Here is a 21,830-nt window from a genome sequence, read left to right as displayed (position 1 = left end):
AAGAGGATGAGGGGGCAAGGGGGGACTTATCAATTCAAAATTCAAAATTCAAAATTCAAAATTAAAGATTTTGTCCCCTGTTCCCTAATGACTAATGACTAATGACTAATAACTATGACCCTCGATACTTCTATTCTCATTCAAACTTTTCTTGCTGTGTTTGTGTTGGCAGATGCTGTAGGCAATGTGCCAGTGGTTTTGGCTTTAACTCAGGGTATAACACCGGAGGAAAGAAATAAAATCATTGATAAGGCCATTGTAATCGCGATCGCGGTCTTACTGGTATTTGCCTTTGCTGGTCAATATATCCTGACTTACTTAGAAATCAGTATGGGTTCTTTACGGGTGGCTGGGGGATTATTGCTGCTGTTAATCGCGTTGCAAATGCTACGCGGAGAACTAGATACACCCGTTAATGAACCAGGACAAGGCCGTGATGTCTCAATTACCCCGTTGGCTTTACCCTTGTTGGCGGGGCCGGGTACACTCACAACGGTGATGCTATTCATGTCTAAATCCCAGAGTCCACATCTAGCAGTTGTGTTGGGTATTTTGGGGGCGATGCTGATATCTTGGTTGATTTTGCGTTTAGCTAATCAGATTGACAAATTGATTGGTGTGGCTGGTGCGGTGATTGTCACGCAACTATTAGGTTTTCTGCTGGCGGCCTTAGCGGTGGAGATTGGTAGCACGGGCATTCGGGAGTTGTTTTTGCGGTAGGATACACCCTAAATTAAATCTCAAACTTTTCTTGTTTCTACACAGCTACGAAAAAACCCCTACCTCTTGCCAAGCTTGATTTACGGCTTGATGTTCTGTACTACCTTCTCCGTAGAGTTCCTTCGCTATCTGCACGGTAATATCGGCAGCTTGTTGAAAATTGGCTTTAGAACGCAGGCGATCGCGTAAAGCAATATACCAAATTTTACCCGCTTTTTCCCAAGCATAACCACCAATAGCCGTAGCTGCTAGATAAAAAGCACGGTTCGGAATACCGGAATTAATATGTACACCACCATTATCAGACCAACCGAAATATTGGTCTTTCACATGACCTGGTTGGGGGTCTTTACCTAATACGGGGTCATCATACGCTGTTCCTGGTTCTTTCATAGAACGAATGCCAATCCCTTTAACTTTAGGCATCAGTAACCCTTCACCGATAATCCAGTCCGCCTCTTCTGCTGTTTGATTTTTGAATCTTTGTTTAACCAAGGCACCAAAAACATCAGAAAATGACTCATTCAATGCGCCTGATTCCCCATAATATTGCAACCCCGCTTCATATTGAGTCACACCATGAGTTAATTCATGGGCAATCACATCAATACATTTAGTAAAGCGATTAAATAGTTCACCATCACCATCACCATAAACCATTTGATCACCATTCCAAAAGGCGTTTTCATATTTCACGCCATAATGCACAGTTGAGTCTAAACGCAGTCCTTTATCATCAATTGAATTGCGTTCAAATATCTCATAAAACAAATCATAAGTAGCACCAGCCGCATTCACAGCTTCATTAACTGCTTCATCATTGCTTGGGGGATCACCTTCATTCCAAGCTATAACTCCTGGTAGTTGATAGCCATTTTTCGCATCATAAACTGTGCGTTGTTTTTGTCCAGGTGAAGGAGCTAAAAAGATATTCCCAGCAATATCTCTACGCCCACGCAGTTGAGCAGAAAGATTTAACGTATGAAAAGCCCAACGTCGTTGTAAATCATTACCATTTACCGCCACATTTTCTAATATATGTGGTGGAAGTACACAACATATTGGACATCTACTATTGAGTGAATGATCACAATTATCAGTAGTTAATTTATTGTGTTTTCTAGCCATCTTAACCAATCTCCTTGAGTTAATAAGTAATGAACAACCGTGGATAAAACACCACGGTTGGAAGGAGCAGAGTCATTAATGGAGATGGCGAATCCCTGGTTAATTTGTTGATGAATCTTTCTTATCTCTTATTGTGAGACATATTTCTAAAAAATCAACAGCATTTTGTTCCAGCATCCAAATATTTTTGCTGATAGGAAATTATTTTTTATTTATGTTTCGTTTTCTGTATTACTAGAAAAAGCCGATTAATAATAACTTCATTGATATTACTCTTATTTCAAAAAAGTAATCTTGTATTTTAATAGTATTAATACAGTTGATTAAATATATCTTAAATTCGAGTAGCCGCTTTTCTTCAGTAATACTGCTATTACTGACACAATATTTTTTCCTAGTAGTTACTATTAAGATTAATTAAACAAAAAAATCCTTGAACAATTTCCAAAATCACAATCTTCCCAATGCCCAATGCCCCATTCCCAATGCCCATACCCCTAAAGCCAACCACCAAAAACAGCTAAACCGTAATACTTCCAAGGGACTGCAACAGTTTTAAATCCCGCTTGAGTTAGCATTTGCAAGTGAGTCGCTAAAGTTGCGAGTTGGTCTTGGCTAGAGTATCCTTGCTGGTTGCTAGTGCCTACTTTAGCCCTAATCGCGGCTAAATCAGTTCCTTGTTGTCTAGTCCATTCCTCACGGGCAGCTTGATAAATTTCCGCCAGGGCGGGAGACTCTGGTAATATGGGGTCAGCATTCCAAAAACAACCGTTTTGGCCTAGGCTGGCGGAAATTTGCTGGAATACTTGCAATTTCATCTCATCCTGGAGGTGGTGAATCGCTAAGGATGAAACACAAGCATCAAATTCACTGCCAATATTAAATTTTTCTGGATGAATCGCCCAATCACCAAAATCAGCTTGTATTCCCGTCCATCTGGGTGCATAACCAGCTGCGGCGATTTTGTCCTGAGCAAACTGTAGCATTCGGGGTGAATAATCTAAAGCAACGATGTGTGCATCTGGACAGCGTTCGAGTATCTTGAGACTGACTTCACCCGTACCACAGCCTAATTCTAAAATGTAACGACTAGTAGTAGGTAGACAACGAGTAATGACATCGAGCATTTCGTCATATCGTGGTAGTAACTGACGAATACCGTGATCAAAATCGGCAGTGTTGGCAAACACTTCTCCCGGAAATAGTTGTGACATAATGTCTGAGATAATTTGTTTGACTGGGGCGATCGCTACGATGATTTTAATCTATCGACCCTACCCAATCCCAAGCAGATATTATCCCTAGAAACAATGTTGCCAACTCTTGGCCAGTCACACGTAAAAAGGTAAAAGTATATTTTCTCTCACCTTTTACTTTTACCTTTTGCCTTTTACCCTTCGGGTGACGCTCCTAGCGTCGCTAACGCTGCGCTAACACCACTTGCTACAAGTCGGCAAAGCCGCCCAACGCAGTGGTTCACCTTTTACCTTTTGCCTTTTTTCACTCCTCCTGTCCTACTCGCCGGATATTGAGGATGTCACTCATTTTTTTGATTTGAGTGAATACTTGCTCTAATTGGGGGCGATCGCGTATTTCTATTCCTAAGTCCATTAATGCTGGTTGACCAGTGGAAGTTTTCACTTGGGCGTGGCGGACGTTGATCCCCTGGTCACTTAATCGGGATAAAATATCTTTGAGTACGCCGACTCTATCTAGGGCTTCAATTTGAATGTTGACTGGGTAGGTGTGGGGACGACCACTAGTTTCTACGGTGGTGTTCCAACTTACCGGTACTAGGCGATCGCATTCTACTGGCTCTAGATTATGGCATCCTTGGCGATGGATAGAAATTCCCCGGCCGCGCGTAACTACGCCAATAATCGGTTCGCCAGGAATGGGGGTACAACAGCCTGCTAGATGATAAACTAACCCCTCTACACCTACAATTGGTGAGTCACTGGCGCGGGAGGTTGTCGGCTGATGTCTTGGTGTCGATGACTCTTTAGGGATTAAGGGAATAACATCTGCAACTGGCTGGTGGGCTTTGACTACTTCTCGCCAACGGTTCAGCACTAAATTTAAAGTGACTTCACCGTAACCTAAACCCGCTAGTAAATCTTCTGGACTGTGGTAATTACATCGTTCCGAGACAGTCTGCATCGCATCCGATTTTAGCAGGTTATCAAAACCAGTTTTACCTAGTTCTTTTTCTAATAAATCCCGACCACGGGCGACATTTTCTTCGCGGCGCGATCGCTTGTACCATTGTTTTATGCGATACTTCGCTGTTGAAGTCCTGGCAAAATTCAGCCAATCTAAGCTCGGATGACTATTCTTTTGGGTAATAATATCCACAATATCGCCATTTTGCAGGCGTGTAGACAGAGGAACCATTCTGCCATTTACCCTAGCCCCAGCGCAGTGGTTGCCGACTTCTGTATGAATCCGGTAGGCGAAATCTATACTAGTAGAACCTGGATTTAAGGAAACAACATCCCCTTTAGGTGTAAATACATACACATCATCCTCAAACAAATTATCCTTAACATTATCCAGATACTCCTGTGCGTCCTTCATGTCGCTTTGCCATTCCAGGAGTTGCCGCAACCAGGTAAACTTCTCATCACTGGTGGTTAGCTGACTGTTAGATCCCCCTGTTTCCTTATACTTCCAATGGGCGGCGATCCCGTATTCTGCAATGCGGTGCATTTCCATTGTGCGAATCTGCACTTCTAAAGGACGACCAGTTAAACCTATAACTCCTGTATGCAACGATTGATAGCGGTTAGGTTTCGGTAAGCCGATATAATCTTTAAATCTGCCGGGGATCGGGCGAAAAGCATCATGGACTATCGCTAAAGCGCGATAACACTCCTCATTCGTCTCTACAATAATGCGGAGGGCTGCTAAATCGTAAATTTCATGAAATTCTTTTTGCTGTCGCTGCATCTTTTGGTAAATACTGTATAGATGCTTGGGACGACCACTAATATCTAAACAGCGAATTCCCGCTTGTTGTAACCGTTCTTGTAAGATTCCTGTGGCTTTTGCTAGCTTTTCTTCCCGTGCATCCCGCTTTTCTGAAACATGCTTTTGCATTTGTCGAAAAGCTTCAGGTTCTAAATACTTAAAAGCTAAATCTTCTAATTCCCACTTAATCCGCCAGATCCCCAAACGATTAGCTAAAGGTGCAAAGATATCTCGCGTTTCTTGGGCGGAACGACGGCGGCTGTCTTCTGACATATATTGCAGAGTTCGCATATTATGCAAACGGTCTGCTAATTTCACCACAATGACGCGGATATCTTGCGCCATCGCCAAAAACATTCGCCGAAAATTTTCCGCTTGGCTTTCAGTCTTGCTTTTGAAATTAATTTTAGAAAGCTTAGTGACACCTTCTACTAAACGACGTACTTCCGCGCCAAATAGCTGTTCAATTTCTTCAATTGTGACATCTGTATCTTCAACTACATCATGAAGAAATCCAGCTGCTATCATAGCAGGACTACCTCCTAAATCACGCAGTAATCCGGCTACAGCCACAGGATGGCTGATGTATAGTTCTCCTGACTTACGATATTGACCTTTATGCAGCTGATAGGCAAAATCAAACGCCCGGCAAATTAAAGTGTTATCACTATGATGGACATCGTCTGCTTGCTTACCTTCGGCTGAAGTTTCTCGCATACATTTCTTCAGCCAGTCGGGAAGGGAAATATCAGTTGGAGAACTTATCGCTATACTACTCATACAATAGGAACAGTGATCTGTGGGTTAAGTGAGAAATAGATGCAACTGACAGCATCATCAAGGTGATGTTGCTGTCTCAATGGAAAATAAAACTTGTCTTAATAGGATGATTCCCTATATGCCTATGGTACTCATCCACTCCGAGCTTTGATCAGCATAATCTACGAAAAAATGTAGATGGCAAACACAGCCTCAAAGCAAAGTTTGAGGCTGAAAAATTTGACGAAAGCGTAAGATGAATTATTGTAGAAGAAATTTTTCTTGAAACTAATACTATCCTAAATAGAAGTGAATGTCTTTAACTTCTGATAAATATCCCATCCTAGTCAACTTACTTGAACAATTGCATACAGATGTCACTAATCTTCAAGTAAGTACATCTGAATTAAAAGAGCGTATAAATGCCTTGCAAATTTTTTTTAGCGAAGAGATTGTCCCTTTAACAGTAGATGTCAGCTCACGAGTGCAATCTTACCATACAGAAATAAGCAAACAGCTGCGTTTGTTGGCAGTAGATGTCATGTTTTTGCAAGGGGCGCGGCAAACATCGACAGCACAAACCAGAGTGAAAACAATTAGCGATCGCCTCTCTACTTTAATGCAATATTGCCAAGCCATACTGCAACAGGGGACACAATGAGGTAGAGGGCAGGGGGCAGGGGGAATTATGGCTTATTATCTATGCTCCATTGTTTGAGTTATAATGGTGGGTTAAGCAAGAATAAAAATTATGACTACAGTCGTGATATTGCCCATATCAAATGCTAGTGGTGAAAAATGCTATCAAGCGATCACAGGCGATAAGTCTTCTGTATGCAAAACTGCGGGACAAGCTCTAGATGCTTTAACTGCTGAGTTAGGTGAAACCGAATTTAGTGCTTTGTTGGTGATTCAAAGTTTTCGCCCTGATGAGTTCTTTAGTGCCGAGCAGCAAAAACGCTTATCTGAACTGATGAGTTTATGGCGTACAGCACGCAACCAAGGGAAAGCACTGTCTTTTGAGGAACAAGCAGAATTAGATAGTCTCGTAGATGCTGAACTTAAAGCTTCTACAGCACGGACAGCATCTTTATTGCAGCAAATCAGCCCATGAATCCCTACTATAGTTTGGTTGCAACTATAGATTCCTTTAGATATATTTCCATAGTTAATTTATCTACTACTGATATTTAAATATTGCCAAGTCATACTGCAACAGGGGACACAAGAATGAGGGTGTAAGGGTATGGGGGTATAGGGGTGTAGAAGAAAAATCGATGCCCTATGCCCCATACCCCATTTTCTATGCCCTATACCCCCTAAATTTACGACGATTCACAAACATCAACATTCCAGCCCCACTGAGGAATAAAATCCAGCCACTGGAGGATTCGGGGATGCTGGTTTTAAAAGGATTATTGGGTTTGGTGAGGTCTTCTTTCCCATTTTCTATTTTGCGGTCAAAGCGATCGCTTGCGGCTTCGGCTTCTTTGAGTAATTGTCTTTGTTCTTCGTTGACTAACACCAACATGGAAGAATAGGGGCTAACAATCTCGTACTTTTTGGCGATGGCGTGAATTGCATCTAAGCTTTCGAGGTTGTCTAGTTTAATTTTTTTACTCAAGCCTAAAATTAATTGTCGGGCAGCTAATGCTTGTAAATCTGTTGCGGGTTGAGAATTATTCGCTGTGGCTTTCTCCTGTTGTTGCAGATACCAGGCATAACCATCAACTACACTCACCACAGAGTCGCCTAATGCTAATTTTGTGGCAATGCGTGGCAATGCTTCCGCAATGTCTTGTGCAACGCCGCCGCCAGTATCTTGCAGAGATTTAATGATTCCATCGTTGTAGGCGGCGGGTAATCCCCCTAAATGTATCATCCATAAGGGTGCGGGTGAATTAACCACAGTTTTGTTACTGCGGGATAATTCATAACTGCCTTCATCGCTAATTAGTAACACTGCATCATAGGCGGTATCACCACGCAGAGAGTTAAACTGAGTTAACATTTCTTGCGGCTGAATTGTGCCGTAAAAGATGGTTTTTTCTGGTTGAAATTGTTGAATATCATCTATTCTTTTGGCTGTTGCATCTTTAGGGACACTGAGGTATAAATCAGCATCGTTATTGGTTAAATCTTTGTCAGCAAAGCCATGTTTGTTCAACCAATCCCAAGTTTGGGATAATTCTTTGAGATGATTCCCCATACTGCGGGAAGTATCTAAAACTAGGGCGATGCGTTTACCTTGAGGTAGAGAATAATCTTTTAGGGATAAAGGCTTGATGGTGATGCGATCGCCATTATCTAAATTTACCTCATGTACTACAGGCTGTACCTTACTACTGGCAGGGATAAAACTTTCTAGCCAAGCATCTTCTTTGAAATTAACTGCTTTATCATTGCGGGTGCGTTTAGTGTCATTATTCCAGAAAATATTGCGTCTTTCACCTAAATCTGGCATTGGCCAGCCTTTTTCTTGACCCATCACCTGATAAGTTAACCATAGGTGCATTTCTGTAGGACGTGGTGCTTCACCAGGGAACTGCTGCACATTATTAGGGGGGATGGGAAAAGCCCGGAGGCGATAATGTCTTGGCCCTACTTGTTCTAATAAAGCTGGATCTACAGGGCGTTCTCTTCTAACTTGGGAATTATAAACTTTCTGGGCAGCACCACGGGGAGATACTTTGAAGGGAAAACGTTGAGAACGGTTGTTAGTATCGCCTAACCATAAACCGGTAATTACAGCACTTTCTGGTAGAGAAAAAGAGTAAAAAACTTCCTGCACTTCGGGAGTTTGGTTCTTGTAAACTTCGTATAACTCCACATCAGCCCAATCACCATGTTCTTTGACTGTGACTTGTTGTGATGCTAGCCATACTTTTTGGTCGTTGATATTTAATAAACCAGCTTTGACTTCCTGTTGGTTAAAAGTCGATTGGATGGCGTGGGTAACGGCTATTTTTTCAGCTTTTTGGATGGGAGTATCAAAAAATTCTGCATAGAGTTTTTCGGCTTTGTCAGCATCTTTGCTTGTCCCTTGATACAAAAACGGCGACATGAAAAAGTTGTAGATATTTTGCAGATTTTTTCCTGCTGATTTATCTAAACCTAAAACGTGCTGATACATAGCACTGATATGATTATTTTCTTCTATGCTGCTGAGATAGCGATAGGAAGATAAGTAGGCGTTGACTAAGCCATCACGAATTTTATTTGATTGAGCGAGTATGGTTTGGCGATCGCTCTCATTTTTAGGACTATTTGCTAACAGAGAAAAAGCCAATACTTGCGGTTGGTTCTGTAAAGATACAAAGGTAATAGCAAAGGCAATAAATACAGCAGTCGCCCCAGATAACATTTTTTTATTGCCATAGTCTCTAGCAAAGTTCTTTAAAATCCTATAACCAGAATTTAAATACATTGCTGCTAGTACGGAAGGCATTAAAACAAATAAAGTGCCACTGAAAATAAACAACAAAAACGAAAGGCTAAAAAGCCATAAAGTGCCGAGTGCATAAGGATCACTTAATATAGACCACAAACCTCCTAGCCACTCAAATTTGAGGAATTCTTGCAATAAGAATACTGCTAGCGGCAAGGCATAAAATAGTAAAATCACACTCGCATAAATGCCAAATAGCAACATTAAAGTATGAGTTGCCATTTGTAGCCATTGCAGGGCATTTTTCTTCTTGGGTGCGTAACCCCAAAATAATTCTCCACAAAATGCCACAATACAAATACTAATTGTGATGAGCAACTGGGTACTAGCAGGTGTCAATTCTCGAATTACAAATAACCGCAGCAAACACAATAGAAATAATGGTGCTTCTACACCATAAAAAAATCGGATGAGTTGCAGGGGTTGGAAGAGTAAAAACTTACCGCCAATAATTGTTGAGATGGTGGGGACAGCAATTAAAGCAACTAGAGTTAGGGAAAATTCAACAGGAATCTGACCCTGTAAAGTGGCTTGGAATAATGGCACAGCTACCCAAGGCAGTATACCAAAATAGACAAGTGTTAAAAAGTTGAGATTCCATAGCCAGAATATGCCCTCAAAAGTTACGTTCCAGAAAGCCTTCATAGCCCAATGCCCTCCTGTTGGCAATCATTACTGCTGCTACAATATCCAGATGATGAATTCCTAATGTGTGAACAATAAATTACAATTTTGCTGGGAAGTCAGAATATAACTTTATAATTCCCTAAAAAGTGGATGTAAATCTCAACGCCAAGAGGTGCAGAGAAGGGATGTTGAGATGTTAATTGAGTGTTATCTGGGGAAAAATTTAATATGGGACTTGATGCAGTTGAATTGATTATGGGATGGGAAAAGGCTTTTGGGATGGAAATCACAGATGATGAAGCTGTTACCCTGCAAACACCTCAAATGGTGATTAATCTTTTTTCTGCAAAATTAGGTGCATCAAAAACTAGTGTAGGAGTATGTCCTACAATGCGTGTCTATTATTGTGTTCGCCAAGCTATTCATCAAGTTACTGGTTTGCAATGTCGCGAAATTAAACTTAATAGCAATTTACGGAATTTACTACCCAAAAGGAATTTTCAGGAAACTTTGAGTGAAGTTTTTTCTGCTCTTAATCTACAAAAACCACGCTCGTTTGGTGTGGGTGTAGATATGTTTTTTAAACCTCTTACTGTCAAAGATTTAGTGAATTGGATAACAGCACACTATCCTGGCCATTTTATGAGCAAAGAGGAGCTATGGACAGTTTGGCAAGTGAGTTCTATCGTGAGAGCAGTAATAAGAGATGTTACAGGAGTAACTCATTTTAATGATGCTCATGATTTCTACCATATTGGTATTAATTGAAAATTATTCTCTACAGTTATTCAGATACCTAGCCAAAATTTAGTTTAATATTGGCGCGCAGCTACTTTCAGGAATTTGATACACTAACTTAAATTTAAAATTATCCCGGCTAATGGCTTTGGGCTGGTAAATAAAACTATGGGTAAAGACTTATTTTGTATCGAAAATCTGCGTGTCGCCTATCCTCAACGTAGCGGTGAAGCACAAAGTTGGGCGGTTGATGATGTATCTTTTACCTTACAACCAGGGGAAAGAATGGGGTTAGTGGGTGAATCTGGTTGTGGTAAGTCTACCTTGGGACGGGCGGCGATGCGGTTATTACCAGCTTCTAGCTGTGTGGAAGGAAAGGTGACGTTTCAGGGAGAATCGGTATTTGATTTAACACCCAACCAAATGCGGAAATTTCGAGGGGAAGCTGTAGCATTAATTTTCCAAGATCCCATGACTCGACTTGATCCCTTGATGACGATTGGGAATCATTGTATTGAAACTCTACAGGCGCATTTACCGGAGTTATCAGCCAAGGAAGCCAAGGAAAAAGCACTGGCGACTTTAGAAAAAGTGAAGATTCCTGCTAGTCGGTGGAATCAGTACCCCCATGAGTTTAGCGGAGGAATGCGTCAAAGGGTAGCGATCGCCCTCGCCCTTCTGCTAAATCCTAAATTAATTGTCGCTGATGAACCGACAACTAGCTTAGATGTCACCGTTTCTGCCCAAATTTTACAAGAATTAACGCGCCTTTGCAGTGAAGAAAATATGGCATTGCTGCTGATTTCCCACGATTTAGCGATGGTGGCGGAATATTGCAGCCGCATTGGGGTAATGTACAACGGCAAAATGGTGGAGATGGGTACTACCGACGCAGTATTTAGAAACCCCCAGCATGACTATACGCGATCGCTCCTGCAAGCAGCGTTACATATTCAATCTATCGATGAAGTAGGAACAGAAGACGTTTCCCAGTCGCCTCTCCCCAGTCCCCAGTCCCCCATTCTGCGGGTAACGGAACTTAAGCAGTATTACACTATCGAACCTAACTTTATCGAACGACTGTTTAAGGGTGAAAGTCAAACCATCAAAGCTGTAGATGGGATTAACTTGGAATTGTATCCAGGGGAAATTATGGGATTAGTGGGGGAATCTGGATGCGGTAAAAGCACACTATCGCGGACAATTTTACAGTTAATTCGTCCCACATCAGGGAAAGTGGAATTTTTAGGACAAGATTTAACTAAATTGTCGCGTCAGGAAATTCGTGCTTCCCGGCGACAAATTCAAATGGTATTTCAAGATCCCCACGCTTGTCTCAACCCAGCCATGACAGTGGGACAAAGTATAGGTGATCCCCTATTAATTCATAATTTAGCCGACGCAGCCAAAGCCAAAGAACAAGTTTTATGGATGTTAGAGAAAGTCGGCTTAACACCAGCAGAATTATATTATCAGCGTTATCCCTCAGACTTATCTGGTGGACAACAGCAACGAGTAGCGATCGCCCGTGCATTGATTACTCGTCCTAAACTAGTAATCTGCGACGAACCTGTGAGTATGTTAGATGCAAGTGTACAGTCGCAAGTGCTGGATTTAATGTTGCAATTGAAAGCCGAATTTGAGTTAACCTATTTGTTCATTACCCATGACTTATGGTTAGCGAGATTTTTGTGCGATCGTATCGCCGTCATGCACGGTGGTAAAATCGTCGAACTAGGTGCAACCAAAGAAATCTTCGCTAATCCTCAACATCCCTACACTCAAACCCTCCTAGCCGCCGCACCCCTATTAGCAAGGACTTAAAATTAAACAATACCAGAAGTATTGGCTGTTAACTGCTGAATTTTGAATGTTGGTAGAGACAAAAACATCCATCCTGTCTCTACTAATGACTAATGACTAATGACTAATGACTAATGACTAATGACTATTGACTAATGACTATTGACTATTGACTATTGACCCCCAATCAATTTCACATTCTCTTTAGTTGTGCCATAAAGTTCCACAAATCTTTTAAAAAGTAACATATTTGCTTGCTTTGAAACTCTACTTAATTTAAAAGCACGTTCTATATCAATCTCTGCCAAATTACGTAAATACGGCAAATCTTCAAATAGAGTTAAGCAGGAAGCAAAATGCAATAAAATCTGCAATATTGGTTTTGGCCATTGGAGATCACTATAAATTTCAATAAATAATCTGTGTTCTTTCTCATTGAGAGGAAAAGCATAGAATATTACTATTATTCTTTTATTATCATAGACAGGAATACTCAATTCAATTGTGTGGGGAGTATGCAAGATTAAATCAACCTCAACTATAGGCTGTCGCCAAATTCTCAAAGGATTAACAGGAGAATCTAAAAGAGTTTGAAACTTAATCATACCGCCAATCATCGTCGGGCGAAACTCACTAACCCGCAAAACTTTCAAGTTATTTAAACTAAAACTATGAACAGTTTCTAAATGCTTGAGATTCAATAAATGATAAATTTGACAGAGATAAGGAAAAGGCAAAATATATTCTTGGCTGATCATGTGCCTTTTCTTCAGCTCCAATCTATTCTCTTGAGATAAACACAAATATCCTTGAAATTTCGTAAGATCATTATCTGCTTCAAACTTTTCTTCTGGCTTTAAATATAGCCAAACTATAAAAAAGAAAGATGTTGTCAGCATCTGCACAATTTCCGTCACAGATACGGAACCATCTGCTAATGCAGCCAAACTCCTATCAGTGATCCCAAAAATCCAAGACGGAATCCCAAACAGCCAAACTCCTCTTTTAAATCTATTGATAAATTCATATATTTCTATATCTATAGAAGTATCTACTTCTGCTTGTTCGCCATGATGATAATCTTTAGACATAAAAAGAGTTAATCAAAATAAATGTTTAGCCAATACATTTATGCTAAAAACTAATAATCACAATTAACTCTATCTATAGTAGAAATTAAACTAAGATTCTTTGTGTTTATCAGTACAATCAAGTCGATCAGAGTAGAACCTGAGAAAGAGAATTCACCCCAATTATTTTTAAAATCATCAATATAAGAATATGGTTTAATTACTGAAATTGTTTGCGTAAAAAGGCAAAAAGTGAAGGAAACCGAGAATTAATAATTAGTAAAAGTGTAGCCAGCTTTGTAGAAATCAAAGATAAATCCTATATAAAATTCGGTTAAAAATAATTCCTGTTAACATAAAATTTTCCCAATCATCTCTGAGGTTTATGGGCTGCTAATAGTTAACTGTCATAAATCAATAGCAAAATAATTAAATTAAATTTCAGCTAATAGCAATTGATTTTTATAACCTAGTTTGTAGTAAGGGCTTTAGCCCTATTTTTTCAGAGGCTTAAACACACATTAGCCTACCAGCCATTTTGATCACAAAATCGGGATGTAGTGTAGTGTATTTCTGGCTTTTGTATCAGCCGTCAATTATTTGTAGGAAACATAGAATTATTACTGGGAACAATGTATTATTTGTGAATGTTTTATCTACATCCTCTTGAACCCGGTAGCAATGAGCATCCGTCATGCAACTGAAACTGATTTACCTGCGATCGTCGCTATTTATAATGCAGCGATTCCCAGCCGCCTCGCCACTGCTGACTTAGAACCTGTGTCTGTAGAAAGTCGCCGTCCTTGGTTTCAGGGGCGATCGCCTAATTTACGTCCCCTGTGGGTAATTGAACAAAAGGGAGTCATTGCTGGCTGGCTGAGTTTCCAGTCATTTTACGGACGACCAGCTTATCATGCTACTGCCGAAATTAGCATTTATATAGCCCCAGCTTTTCATCGGTGCGGTTTAGGGAAGCAACTTTTAGCCACAGCGATTCACGAAAGCCCCAAATTAGGTTTAAAAACTCTGTTGGGTTATATTTTTGCTCATAATCAGCCTAGTTTAAACCTGTTTCAATCTTTTGGTTTTCAAAAGTGGGGACATTTACCCCAAGTCGCAGAACTAGATGGTGTAGAACGAGATTTGGTAATTATGGGATTACGAATTTAGTAATTTGATGGTGTCAATTTGAGATTGGGAATTTTAAAAGTTATTTTTTGGTATTTATTGAAAATATCAAGATAAGATTTAATTTTTATAGAAATTGGAACAAAGTTAAAAATCAACCATCTAAAATATTCACTGCTCACCATAAGAATCTTAAATCCAGAAAGGATTAAAACTACCGTAATTATTTTTCATGAATTTGTATAAAAATATCACGACACTCAAAGATACTTTATATACCTCTACTGAAAAACTTTCTTGGAAACAAATTGCTTTCCCTTTAATTTTAAGTATAGGATTTTCCCTATTTTATAGCTTTCTAGCATTACAAAAAGGCTTGAGAACCGCATATGTGGCTCAAGATGATGCCAGAGAATATGTATTTTGGATGCAAAAATTTATAGACCCAGAATTATTTCAGCAAGATTTAATTGGTGATTATTTCCAATCGATTACACCTTGGGGATATGCCAGTTTATATAAAATTATGGCGTATTTCGGTGTTGAGCCACTACTTTTAAGTAAAATCATCCCGACTTTTTTAGGGTTAATTATTACTATTTATTGCTTTTATTTATGTATCAAGATTTTCCCCGTTCCTGGGGCGGCGTTTCTCGTCACCTTAATATTAAATCAAAGTCTTTGGTTTAAATCTGATTTGGTTTCTGCTACACCTAAGTCTTTTTTTACCCCAATATTTTTAGCTTTTATATACTATCTCATCACTGATTCTTGGTTAAATCTCTGCCTATTAATTATCTTGGCAGGATTGTTTTACCCTCCCTTAATATTCATCTGTTTAGGCATTTTATTAATAAGATTACGTCATCATTATTTATGGGTGATGACAATTACGGGGTTAGCACTTCTCGTCATGTTACCCTACATCTTATCTTCAGCCCAATTTGGCCCAGTGGTGACAGCTACTCAAGCTTTCGCGATGCCAGAACTTTGGCCAGGAGGGCGACATCCTTTTTTTCATCCCAATCCCTTACGATTTTGGCTGATTGGACAACATAGCGGAATTTTACCGCCATTAATGCCGCCTCTGATTTGGTTGGGCTTGTTTTTTCCACTATTGAAGCGAAAGTTTCACAAATTCCCTTTAATGAATTTGGTGAATCCGCAAGTCAAAATATTGACACAAATTATTATCGTCTCGTTGACTTTATTTTTCACTGCCCATACTGTCATACTCAAGCTATTTTTCCCGACTCGCTACACAATACACACCTTCCGCATTGTAATGGCGATCGCAGCTGGTATGACCTTAGCTGTAATCTTAGATTGGTTACTGCGGCAGTATCGCCAAAAACATCAATTTTGGCAACTCGGATTGGCAATAACTTTAATATCAGTTTTGTTGCTTTACCCCCACCTTTCAGGACGCTTTCCCACCACAGATTATAGAGCTTCGACGGCATCAGCATTGTATGAATATCTCCAACAGCAACCCAAAGACAGTTTAATTGCCACACTCTCAGATGAAGCAGATAATATCCCGACTTTTGCCCGAAGACCTATTTTAGTGGGTAGAGAATATGCACTACCGTTTCATTTAAGTTATTACACCCAAATTCGCCAACGGGCTAGAGATTTAATTCAGGCTCAATATAGCCCAGATTTAACATCAGCAAAACAACTAATTCAAAAATATGGTATAGATTTTTGGTTAGTGGAAACTACATCATTTCAAGTTGAATATCTCACGAGTAAGACTTGGCTAAAAAGTTTTCAGCCAGCATTTACGGCATCTGTCAATAATTTATCCTCAGAAAAGACTCCTGCATTAGCGACAGTAACTAAAGCTTGTGCAGTGTTGGAAACAGCAAACTTTTTGCTGTTAAAATCTGAATGTATTATTAATTGGTAAAAAATACCCAAATAATTGCACAATAAATGCAGTTCATCTGGTGACTACCGAGACATGGCAACTAAACTTGCTGACGCACAAAATTTAATTTCTGACCTGATTTCCCGCTACTCATCCCATGTAGATTATTTGATGATTCGCATAGAGGAAGCAGAAGGAACAGATATCTTGTTGCGTGGCGACAAAGTGGAAACCCTCAGTGAAGGCATCTCCGTTGGGGGACATATCCGCGCTTGTTATAAAGGTGGCTGGGGATTAAGTAGTTTTAATCAGCTTTCTACCGTCAAAGAAAGAATCGAAGAAGCGATCGCAGCTGCAAGAATGGTAGGAGATGAAACAACTTTACTTGCTCCTATCAAACCAGTACAAGCAGTATGTAGCCTACCCCTAACTGGGAAAAATCCGCGCCAAATTCCCCTCGCCCAGAAAAAAGAGTTATGCGATCGCTATACTGAATTACTAAAAAGCGTAGACCATCGGATTACTACTACCTCAGTCCGTTATAGTGACAGTTCCCAACGCGTCATCCTCGCTACCTCAGAAGGCACTCTCATCAGTCAATCTTGGGTAGATATGGAAATGCGCTTTGCAGCGACAGCCAAAAATGGCGAAACTGTGCAGACAGGTAGAGAAACTACAGGTTCTCGCAAAGCCTACGAAGATTTAGTTAATTTAGATACACAAGTTCAAAGTGCTGCCCAGAGGGCTGTTGCTGCTTTATCTTTACCATCCGTCAAAGGTAATACCTACACCGTAGTGATAGATCCCATCCTCACAGGCTTATTTGTTCATGAAGCCTTTGGACATCTTTCGGAAGCTGATATGGCTTACGAAAATCCCGATTTATTAGAAGTGATGACCATCGGACGGCAGTTTGGCCCCGAAGAGTTGCAAATATTTGATGGTGCAGCCCCAGAAGGACATCGGGGCAGTTACTTTTATGATGATGAAGGTACACCAGCCACCACCACCCAACTGATTAAAGACGGTATTTTAGTCGGGAGGTTACATTCCCGTGAAACCGCAGGTAAATTAGCGGAAACTCCTACAGGTAACGCGCGCTGTCTCAATTATCACTATACCCCGATTGTCAGAATGACCAATACTTGGATTGAAAGGGGTGAAACACCAGTAGCAGATTTATTTACTGGGATCAAAGAAGGAGTATATGCCCGCAATTGGTTAGGTGGCATGACTAACGGGGAAATGTTCACCTTTAGCGCAGGGGAAGCCTGGATGATTAGAAATGGTCGAATAGCCGAACCAGTGAAAGATGTGACGCTTTCGGGTAATGTGTTTCAAACCTTAGCAGATATTGAAGCTATTGGTGATGATTTTTACTGGGATGAGTCTGGTGGTTGCGGGAAAGGTGGACAGAATGGTTTACCCGTAGGTTGTGGCGGCCCTAGTCTGCGAATTCGGGATGTGGTTGTAGGCGGAGAAATTTAAGGACTGTCAACTCAAAAATATCGCTTGGGTGAGAGGAGAGCTAGAGGAGGCAGGGGTGCAGGGGAAGCAGGGGGAGAAAATTCAGCGAACTCATGCGATCGCTAATAAGATATCTTAATATTTGGGTAGCGACCATATCAAATGGCGTGTTCAATTACAAACAAAACTATGATGAACTGGAAAATTGAGCAAGCCCAACAGCAGTTATCTCAACTGATCCAAGATGCGATCGCAGAGCCTCAACTGATTTACAATCAGGATCAACTTGTTGCTGCTGTGATAGAACCGGAATTATTTCAAGAATTCCTAAAATGGAAACACCAACATCATCAAAACTCCCTAGCTGACACCTTTGCTGAATTACGTCAAATCTGTATAGAGGAAGACTACAGCCTAGAAGTTCCTCCTAGAGAGGATCGATTCAATCCGTTGAGTAATTGATATTGTGGCTGAGAATCTTCACTTAGTTTGAAAAATATTCTGCACCATTTTCTTATCTGTACGAGCAGCAACTTGATCTAACTCAGCGATTTCCCCAGCATCTAATTGCCAACCCAACGCCCCCAGATTATCTTGTGCTTGAGCCACAGATTTCGCTCCAGGAATGGGAATTGTTCCTTTACAGATGCACCAGTTAATGGCGACTTGGGACATAGTTTTATTTCTCGATTCAGCTATAGCGCGTAAACAGGCTAACAGCGATCGCGCTCCTGGTAGTAATTGCCTAAACAATAAACCCCTGATACCTTTAGGGTAAGAGTTATTTTCTGAATATTTCCCTGTTAATATTCCCAATGCCAAAGGACTGTAGGCTATTAGCTGTATACCCAGTTCATCACAAACAGCCTTTAACCCCAATTCTGTCACCGGATATGTTGATAGCAGCGAGTATTGTACCTGCAAAGTTTTAATTGGTACTCCCCGCGCTGCAAACTTTTGATGTACACACCGCAGTCTTTTAGTACCGTAATTCGATAACCCCACACCCTTAACTACACCCTGTTCATACAAGTCTGCTAAACCATCTAACAGTCCTTCTTCTTGCCAAGGCGCATAATTTGCCGTTGACCAGTGCATCTGCACTAAATCCACATTTCGCCCCAAGCGACGCGCTGAGGCGTTGCAAGCTTGAATCATTGACTGGCGTGTCCATCGCCAAGGATATGCAGCTAATTTCGTAGCAATGCAGATATGCTCTTGATTTACGCCTTGATATGTGCGAGAAAACTTTCCTAACAGTAACTCACTGCGCCCTTGCAAGCGTCCTGTTCCGTAAGAGTCGCCAGTATCAAACAGCGTCACACCATGACTCACACACAGGTTAAACACCGCTTGCAATTGGTCATCCATGCTTTCGTCATATCCCCAAAGCAGTTGATTTCCCCAAGCCCAAGTGCCGCAGCCCATTTTTGGTAAAAATAATTCTGGTTGAGATTGCATATAGTCAATAGTCATTAGTCAATAGTCATTAGTCATTAGTCATTAGTTACTAACTATTAATAATTTCTCCCTTGTCTTCCTTGTCTTCCTTGTCTCCCCTGCCCCCTGCACCCCTGCCCCCCTGCCCCCCTGCCCCCCTGCCTAAATAACCAGCCATGCTACTAAACCCCAAAAGGGGATAAATCTCAGCCAGCGTTTTTGACTACTCGGTGGTTCAATGTCACCGAGTAGAATGGCTTGGAAAATGGCAAAGCAAACTAAATCTACACAAAAGGCAATAGTTAGGCGATCGCTCATTAATTGCTGTACAAAATAATTGGCTCTTTGTGTCACGTCGCCAAATTCTGGTCTAGCAATTACAGCCCAAATTAAAGCCATAATCCCAACAATTAAGCCTATAATGCCAAAAATCCTGTTTAACAAACCTCTATTTGACTTTTCATCCTCCATAATTACTGGATTTGTGGCTCTCACCGCCATATAGGGAATCAAAAAAGTATTAGTCAGGAACATCGCCAAAGACCAAATTAATAACTTGGGTGTCCTCCGCGCCCTGTTATCAGCAAACATCACAGGTAAAAACATCAACATCCAAGCTTCAGCAAAGTTAAACAGCGACTCTATCCAAGGATGGGACACTAATTCAGGGACATTTCCCAACCTCAGAAGATGTAAAATCGGCACAACAAAAAAGAAATTTATCGACTCATGCCAAATTTCTTGTAAAGTCTGGGGTTGAATAGCCCACACTGGTTCACCTGGTAATAACTGACCTGGGGGAGACAACAACAAGACATAGATGTATATTGCTGCCATTATCCACAGCAGTTTTGAGGTGAGATGTTGAGATTCTTGTTGTTGCTGGTTGGATTGTGCCATTGTGTATGCTGAGAAATTTGAGCATAGACTTTATTTAATCAGAATAGTGGCTCTTGTAATTGGAGTCAGAATTTTAGTCTTGACTACCACCCAGAAAGGAAAATTAACTAAGCTAAGTTCATGTCATTCAAAAAGCACGGAAATAGTTATGACTACTGAGATCAACTTGCAGGCTAATCTATTCAATCATCTCAATAACGAGCAAACACAAGCAGACTCAGAGGTATTCCAATGGACGAAACAGTGGTATCCAGTAGCCGTTGTGGAATATCTCGACCCTTCCCGCCCTCACGCCATGCAACTATTAGGTAAGGACATCGTGTTGTGGCGAGATGGCGCAGGTCAATGGCGTTGCTTTGAAGATGTCTGTCCCCATCGACTCGTTCCCCTTTCCCAAGGACGGGTAGAAGCGGACGGAACATTGTTATGTGCTTACCATGCTTGGCGGTTTGATGGTCAAGGTCAATGTGTCGGTATTCCCCAGTCTATAGACCAGCAAACCGAAGCTAATAATTGCACAAACCCCAAATCCTGCGCTATCGTCTATCCCACCCAAGAAAATCAAGGTTTATTATGGGTATGGGCAGAATCTGGGGAACAAGCCCAAAAAGAAAGCCAACTGCGAAAACCACGTCTGGTTCCCGAATTAGAAGAAAAATCAGACCAAGTGGTGCAGTTATTTTGGAATTTCCGTGATTTGCCCTATGGATGGGATTATTTTATGGAAAATGTTGCCGATCCTGCCCATGTACCAGTTTCCCATCATGGGATTGTAGGCGATCGCTACAAAGATGCCAAATATTATGACATGATTCCTGTCCGTAAAATATCCACCCAAGAAGGCTTTGCTTTTGAAATTCAACCCACGACAGGCAATATTGAACAAGCAATTCACGACTTCCAGCCACCTTGTCACATGAGGATTGTGTCTTTTCCCAAAGATGGCGGTAAGTTCATTTTAGCTTTGTATGCTACACCCACCCGTCCGGGCTGGTGTCGTCATATTGGTTGTCAAGTATTCGTCAAAAATCCCCAAGGTAAAACACCCGCAGGGTTATCAATTTTTGGTCTTCCCTTACCCACTTGGTTAGGTCATGTTTTAGCATCTTTGTTCCTACACCAAGATATGCTCTTTCTGCACTACCAAGAAAAAGTGATTGCCCAAAGAAGAAAAGGTAAATGGCTCAGTGCCGTGTTTACACCTAATCCTCAAGACAAAATGGTAATTACATTACGCCAATGGCTAGACCAACGTGCTGGCGGCGGTATTCCTTGGGCGGAAGGCTACAGCCATAATTTAGCTTTAGGAGAAACAGAACCACAACAGCTATTTGATGTCTGGAAAACCCATACGCAACACTGCACAGTTTGCCAAAATGCCCTTACTAACATCAATCGCCTGAAAGTATCAGCTTATATAGTGGCGGCTGTATTGTGCCTATTAGCAGTCATGATAGATGCACGCATGGTAGCAACACAAGCGGCATTAGCACAATCTTTAACAGTGCTGCCACCGTTAGGATTTTGGTTAGCACTGGGAAGCGGAGTCTTATTTGCAGTTGTGGGATATTTATTGCAGAAATTCAGCCGACTATTCTATGTCTATGAATTTCAACACTTTCGCAACCCGTAAATAAAACTTACACTCCTGCCACCCTAAAAATACTTACTGAGGTAATAGCAGTAATAACTGCGATCGCCAAACTGTGATTTTCCTTGCCAGTACCTACGTGCTAACACAGTAACATCAATTCTACAA

The 21,830-nt window shown here is 41.0% G+C and carries 17 protein-coding genes; 10 read left to right on the top strand and 7 right to left on the bottom strand.

What is annotated here, in order from left to right; translation table 11 throughout:
* The first annotated feature begins 114 nt into the window (after positions 1-114).
* Positions 115-720 (top strand): MarC family protein, encoded by a 606-nt coding sequence (locus CLI64_RS29440; protein WP_103140518.1) that lies wholly within the window; start codon positions 115-117, stop codon positions 718-720.
* Between the two features lie 45 nt (positions 721-765).
* Here CLI64_RS29440 and CLI64_RS29435 read toward each other — a convergent pair whose 3' ends face one another.
* From CLI64_RS29435 to CLI64_RS29425, 3 genes are all read right to left on the bottom strand, one after another.
* On the bottom strand, positions 766-1,848 hold the full coding sequence (locus tag CLI64_RS29435) for a M4 family metallopeptidase (protein ID WP_103140517.1): 1,083 nt from the start codon (positions 1,846-1,848) through the stop codon (positions 766-768).
* A 497-nt stretch (positions 1,849-2,345) separates the two neighbouring features.
* Complete coding sequence (locus CLI64_RS29430; RefSeq protein WP_103140516.1) at positions 2,346-3,062, bottom strand: class I SAM-dependent methyltransferase; 717 nt, start codon at positions 3,060-3,062, stop codon at positions 2,346-2,348.
* Positions 3,063-3,348: 286 nt separating this feature from the next.
* Complete coding sequence (locus CLI64_RS29425) at positions 3,349-5,598, bottom strand: bifunctional (p)ppGpp synthetase/guanosine-3',5'-bis(diphosphate) 3'-pyrophosphohydrolase (RefSeq protein WP_103140515.1); 2,250 nt, start codon at positions 5,596-5,598, stop codon at positions 3,349-3,351.
* Between the two features lie 292 nt (positions 5,599-5,890).
* Here CLI64_RS29425 and patD point away from each other — a divergent pair, with 292 nt between their 5' ends.
* Both patD and CLI64_RS29415 read left to right on the top strand, forming a co-directional pair.
* Positions 5,891-6,238, top strand: a complete 348-nt coding sequence (patD, locus tag CLI64_RS29420; RefSeq protein WP_103140514.1) for a heterocyst frequency control protein PatD — start codon at positions 5,891-5,893, stop codon at positions 6,236-6,238.
* 90 nt (positions 6,239-6,328) lie between these two features.
* Entirely contained in the window at positions 6,329-6,691 is a 363-nt protein-coding gene (locus CLI64_RS29415) for a hypothetical protein (protein WP_103140513.1), read from the top strand.
* Positions 6,692-6,880: 189 nt separating this feature from the next.
* On the opposite strand, the gene CLI64_RS29410 is transcribed toward CLI64_RS29415, so the two are convergent.
* Positions 6,881-9,670 (bottom strand): TIGR02921 family PEP-CTERM protein, encoded by a 2,790-nt coding sequence (locus tag CLI64_RS29410; protein WP_103140512.1) that lies wholly within the window; start codon positions 9,668-9,670, stop codon positions 6,881-6,883.
* Between the two features lie 186 nt (positions 9,671-9,856).
* Here CLI64_RS29410 and CLI64_RS29405 point away from each other — a divergent pair, with 186 nt between their 5' ends.
* Positions 9,857-10,420, top strand: coding sequence for a hypothetical protein (locus CLI64_RS29405; protein WP_157943335.1), 564 nt, complete (start codon positions 9,857-9,859; stop codon positions 10,418-10,420).
* Between the two features lie 138 nt (positions 10,421-10,558).
* The gene (locus CLI64_RS29400; protein WP_103140510.1) at positions 10,559-12,214 is read left to right on the top strand and encodes an ABC transporter ATP-binding protein; all 1,656 of its coding nucleotides are present in this window, start codon (positions 10,559-10,561) and stop codon (positions 12,212-12,214) included.
* Positions 12,215-12,366: 152 nt separating this feature from the next.
* Here the strand turns inward: CLI64_RS29400 and CLI64_RS29395 are convergent, their stop codons facing one another.
* Positions 12,367-13,284: a hypothetical protein gene (locus CLI64_RS29395; RefSeq protein ID WP_103140509.1), complete on the bottom strand. Its 918-nt coding sequence runs from the start codon at positions 13,282-13,284 to the stop codon at positions 12,367-12,369.
* A 660-nt stretch (positions 13,285-13,944) separates the two neighbouring features.
* Here CLI64_RS29395 and CLI64_RS29390 point away from each other — a divergent pair.
* The 4 genes from CLI64_RS29390 to CLI64_RS29375 all read left to right on the top strand — a co-directional run bounded on the left by CLI64_RS29390 (position 13,945) and on the right by CLI64_RS29375 (position 18,193).
* Positions 13,945-14,433, top strand: a complete 489-nt coding sequence (locus CLI64_RS29390; protein WP_103140508.1) for a GNAT family N-acetyltransferase — start codon at positions 13,945-13,947, stop codon at positions 14,431-14,433.
* Between the two features lie 190 nt (positions 14,434-14,623).
* Positions 14,624-16,303, top strand: a complete 1,680-nt coding sequence (locus tag CLI64_RS29385; RefSeq protein ID WP_103140507.1) for a hypothetical protein — start codon at positions 14,624-14,626, stop codon at positions 16,301-16,303.
* Between the two features lie 54 nt (positions 16,304-16,357).
* Positions 16,358-17,752, top strand: a complete 1,395-nt coding sequence (locus CLI64_RS29380; RefSeq protein WP_103140506.1) for a TldD/PmbA family protein — start codon at positions 16,358-16,360, stop codon at positions 17,750-17,752.
* A gap of 168 nt (positions 17,753-17,920) precedes the next feature.
* On the top strand, positions 17,921-18,193 hold the full coding sequence (locus CLI64_RS29375; protein ID WP_225977453.1) for a prevent-host-death protein: 273 nt from the start codon (positions 17,921-17,923) through the stop codon (positions 18,191-18,193).
* Positions 18,194-18,211: 18 nt separating this feature from the next.
* Here the strand turns inward: CLI64_RS29375 and CLI64_RS29370 are convergent, their stop codons facing one another.
* Positions 18,212-19,192: an aldo/keto reductase gene (locus tag CLI64_RS29370; RefSeq protein WP_103140927.1), complete on the bottom strand. Its 981-nt coding sequence runs from the start codon at positions 19,190-19,192 to the stop codon at positions 18,212-18,214.
* 141 nt (positions 19,193-19,333) lie between these two features.
* Positions 19,334-20,071: a hypothetical protein gene (locus CLI64_RS29360; protein WP_103140504.1), complete on the bottom strand. Its 738-nt coding sequence runs from the start codon at positions 20,069-20,071 to the stop codon at positions 19,334-19,336.
* Between the two features lie 148 nt (positions 20,072-20,219).
* Here CLI64_RS29360 and CLI64_RS29355 point away from each other — a divergent pair, with 148 nt between their 5' ends.
* Positions 20,220-21,704, top strand: a complete 1,485-nt coding sequence (locus tag CLI64_RS29355) for a Rieske 2Fe-2S domain-containing protein (RefSeq protein WP_103140503.1) — start codon at positions 20,220-20,222, stop codon at positions 21,702-21,704.
* Positions 21,705-21,830 lie beyond the last annotated feature (126 nt).

Source organism: Nostoc sp. CENA543, assembly GCF_002896875.1.
Taxonomy (GTDB): domain Bacteria; phylum Cyanobacteriota; class Cyanobacteriia; order Cyanobacteriales; family Nostocaceae; genus Trichormus.
This window is presented reverse-complemented; position numbering and strand designations above follow the sequence as displayed.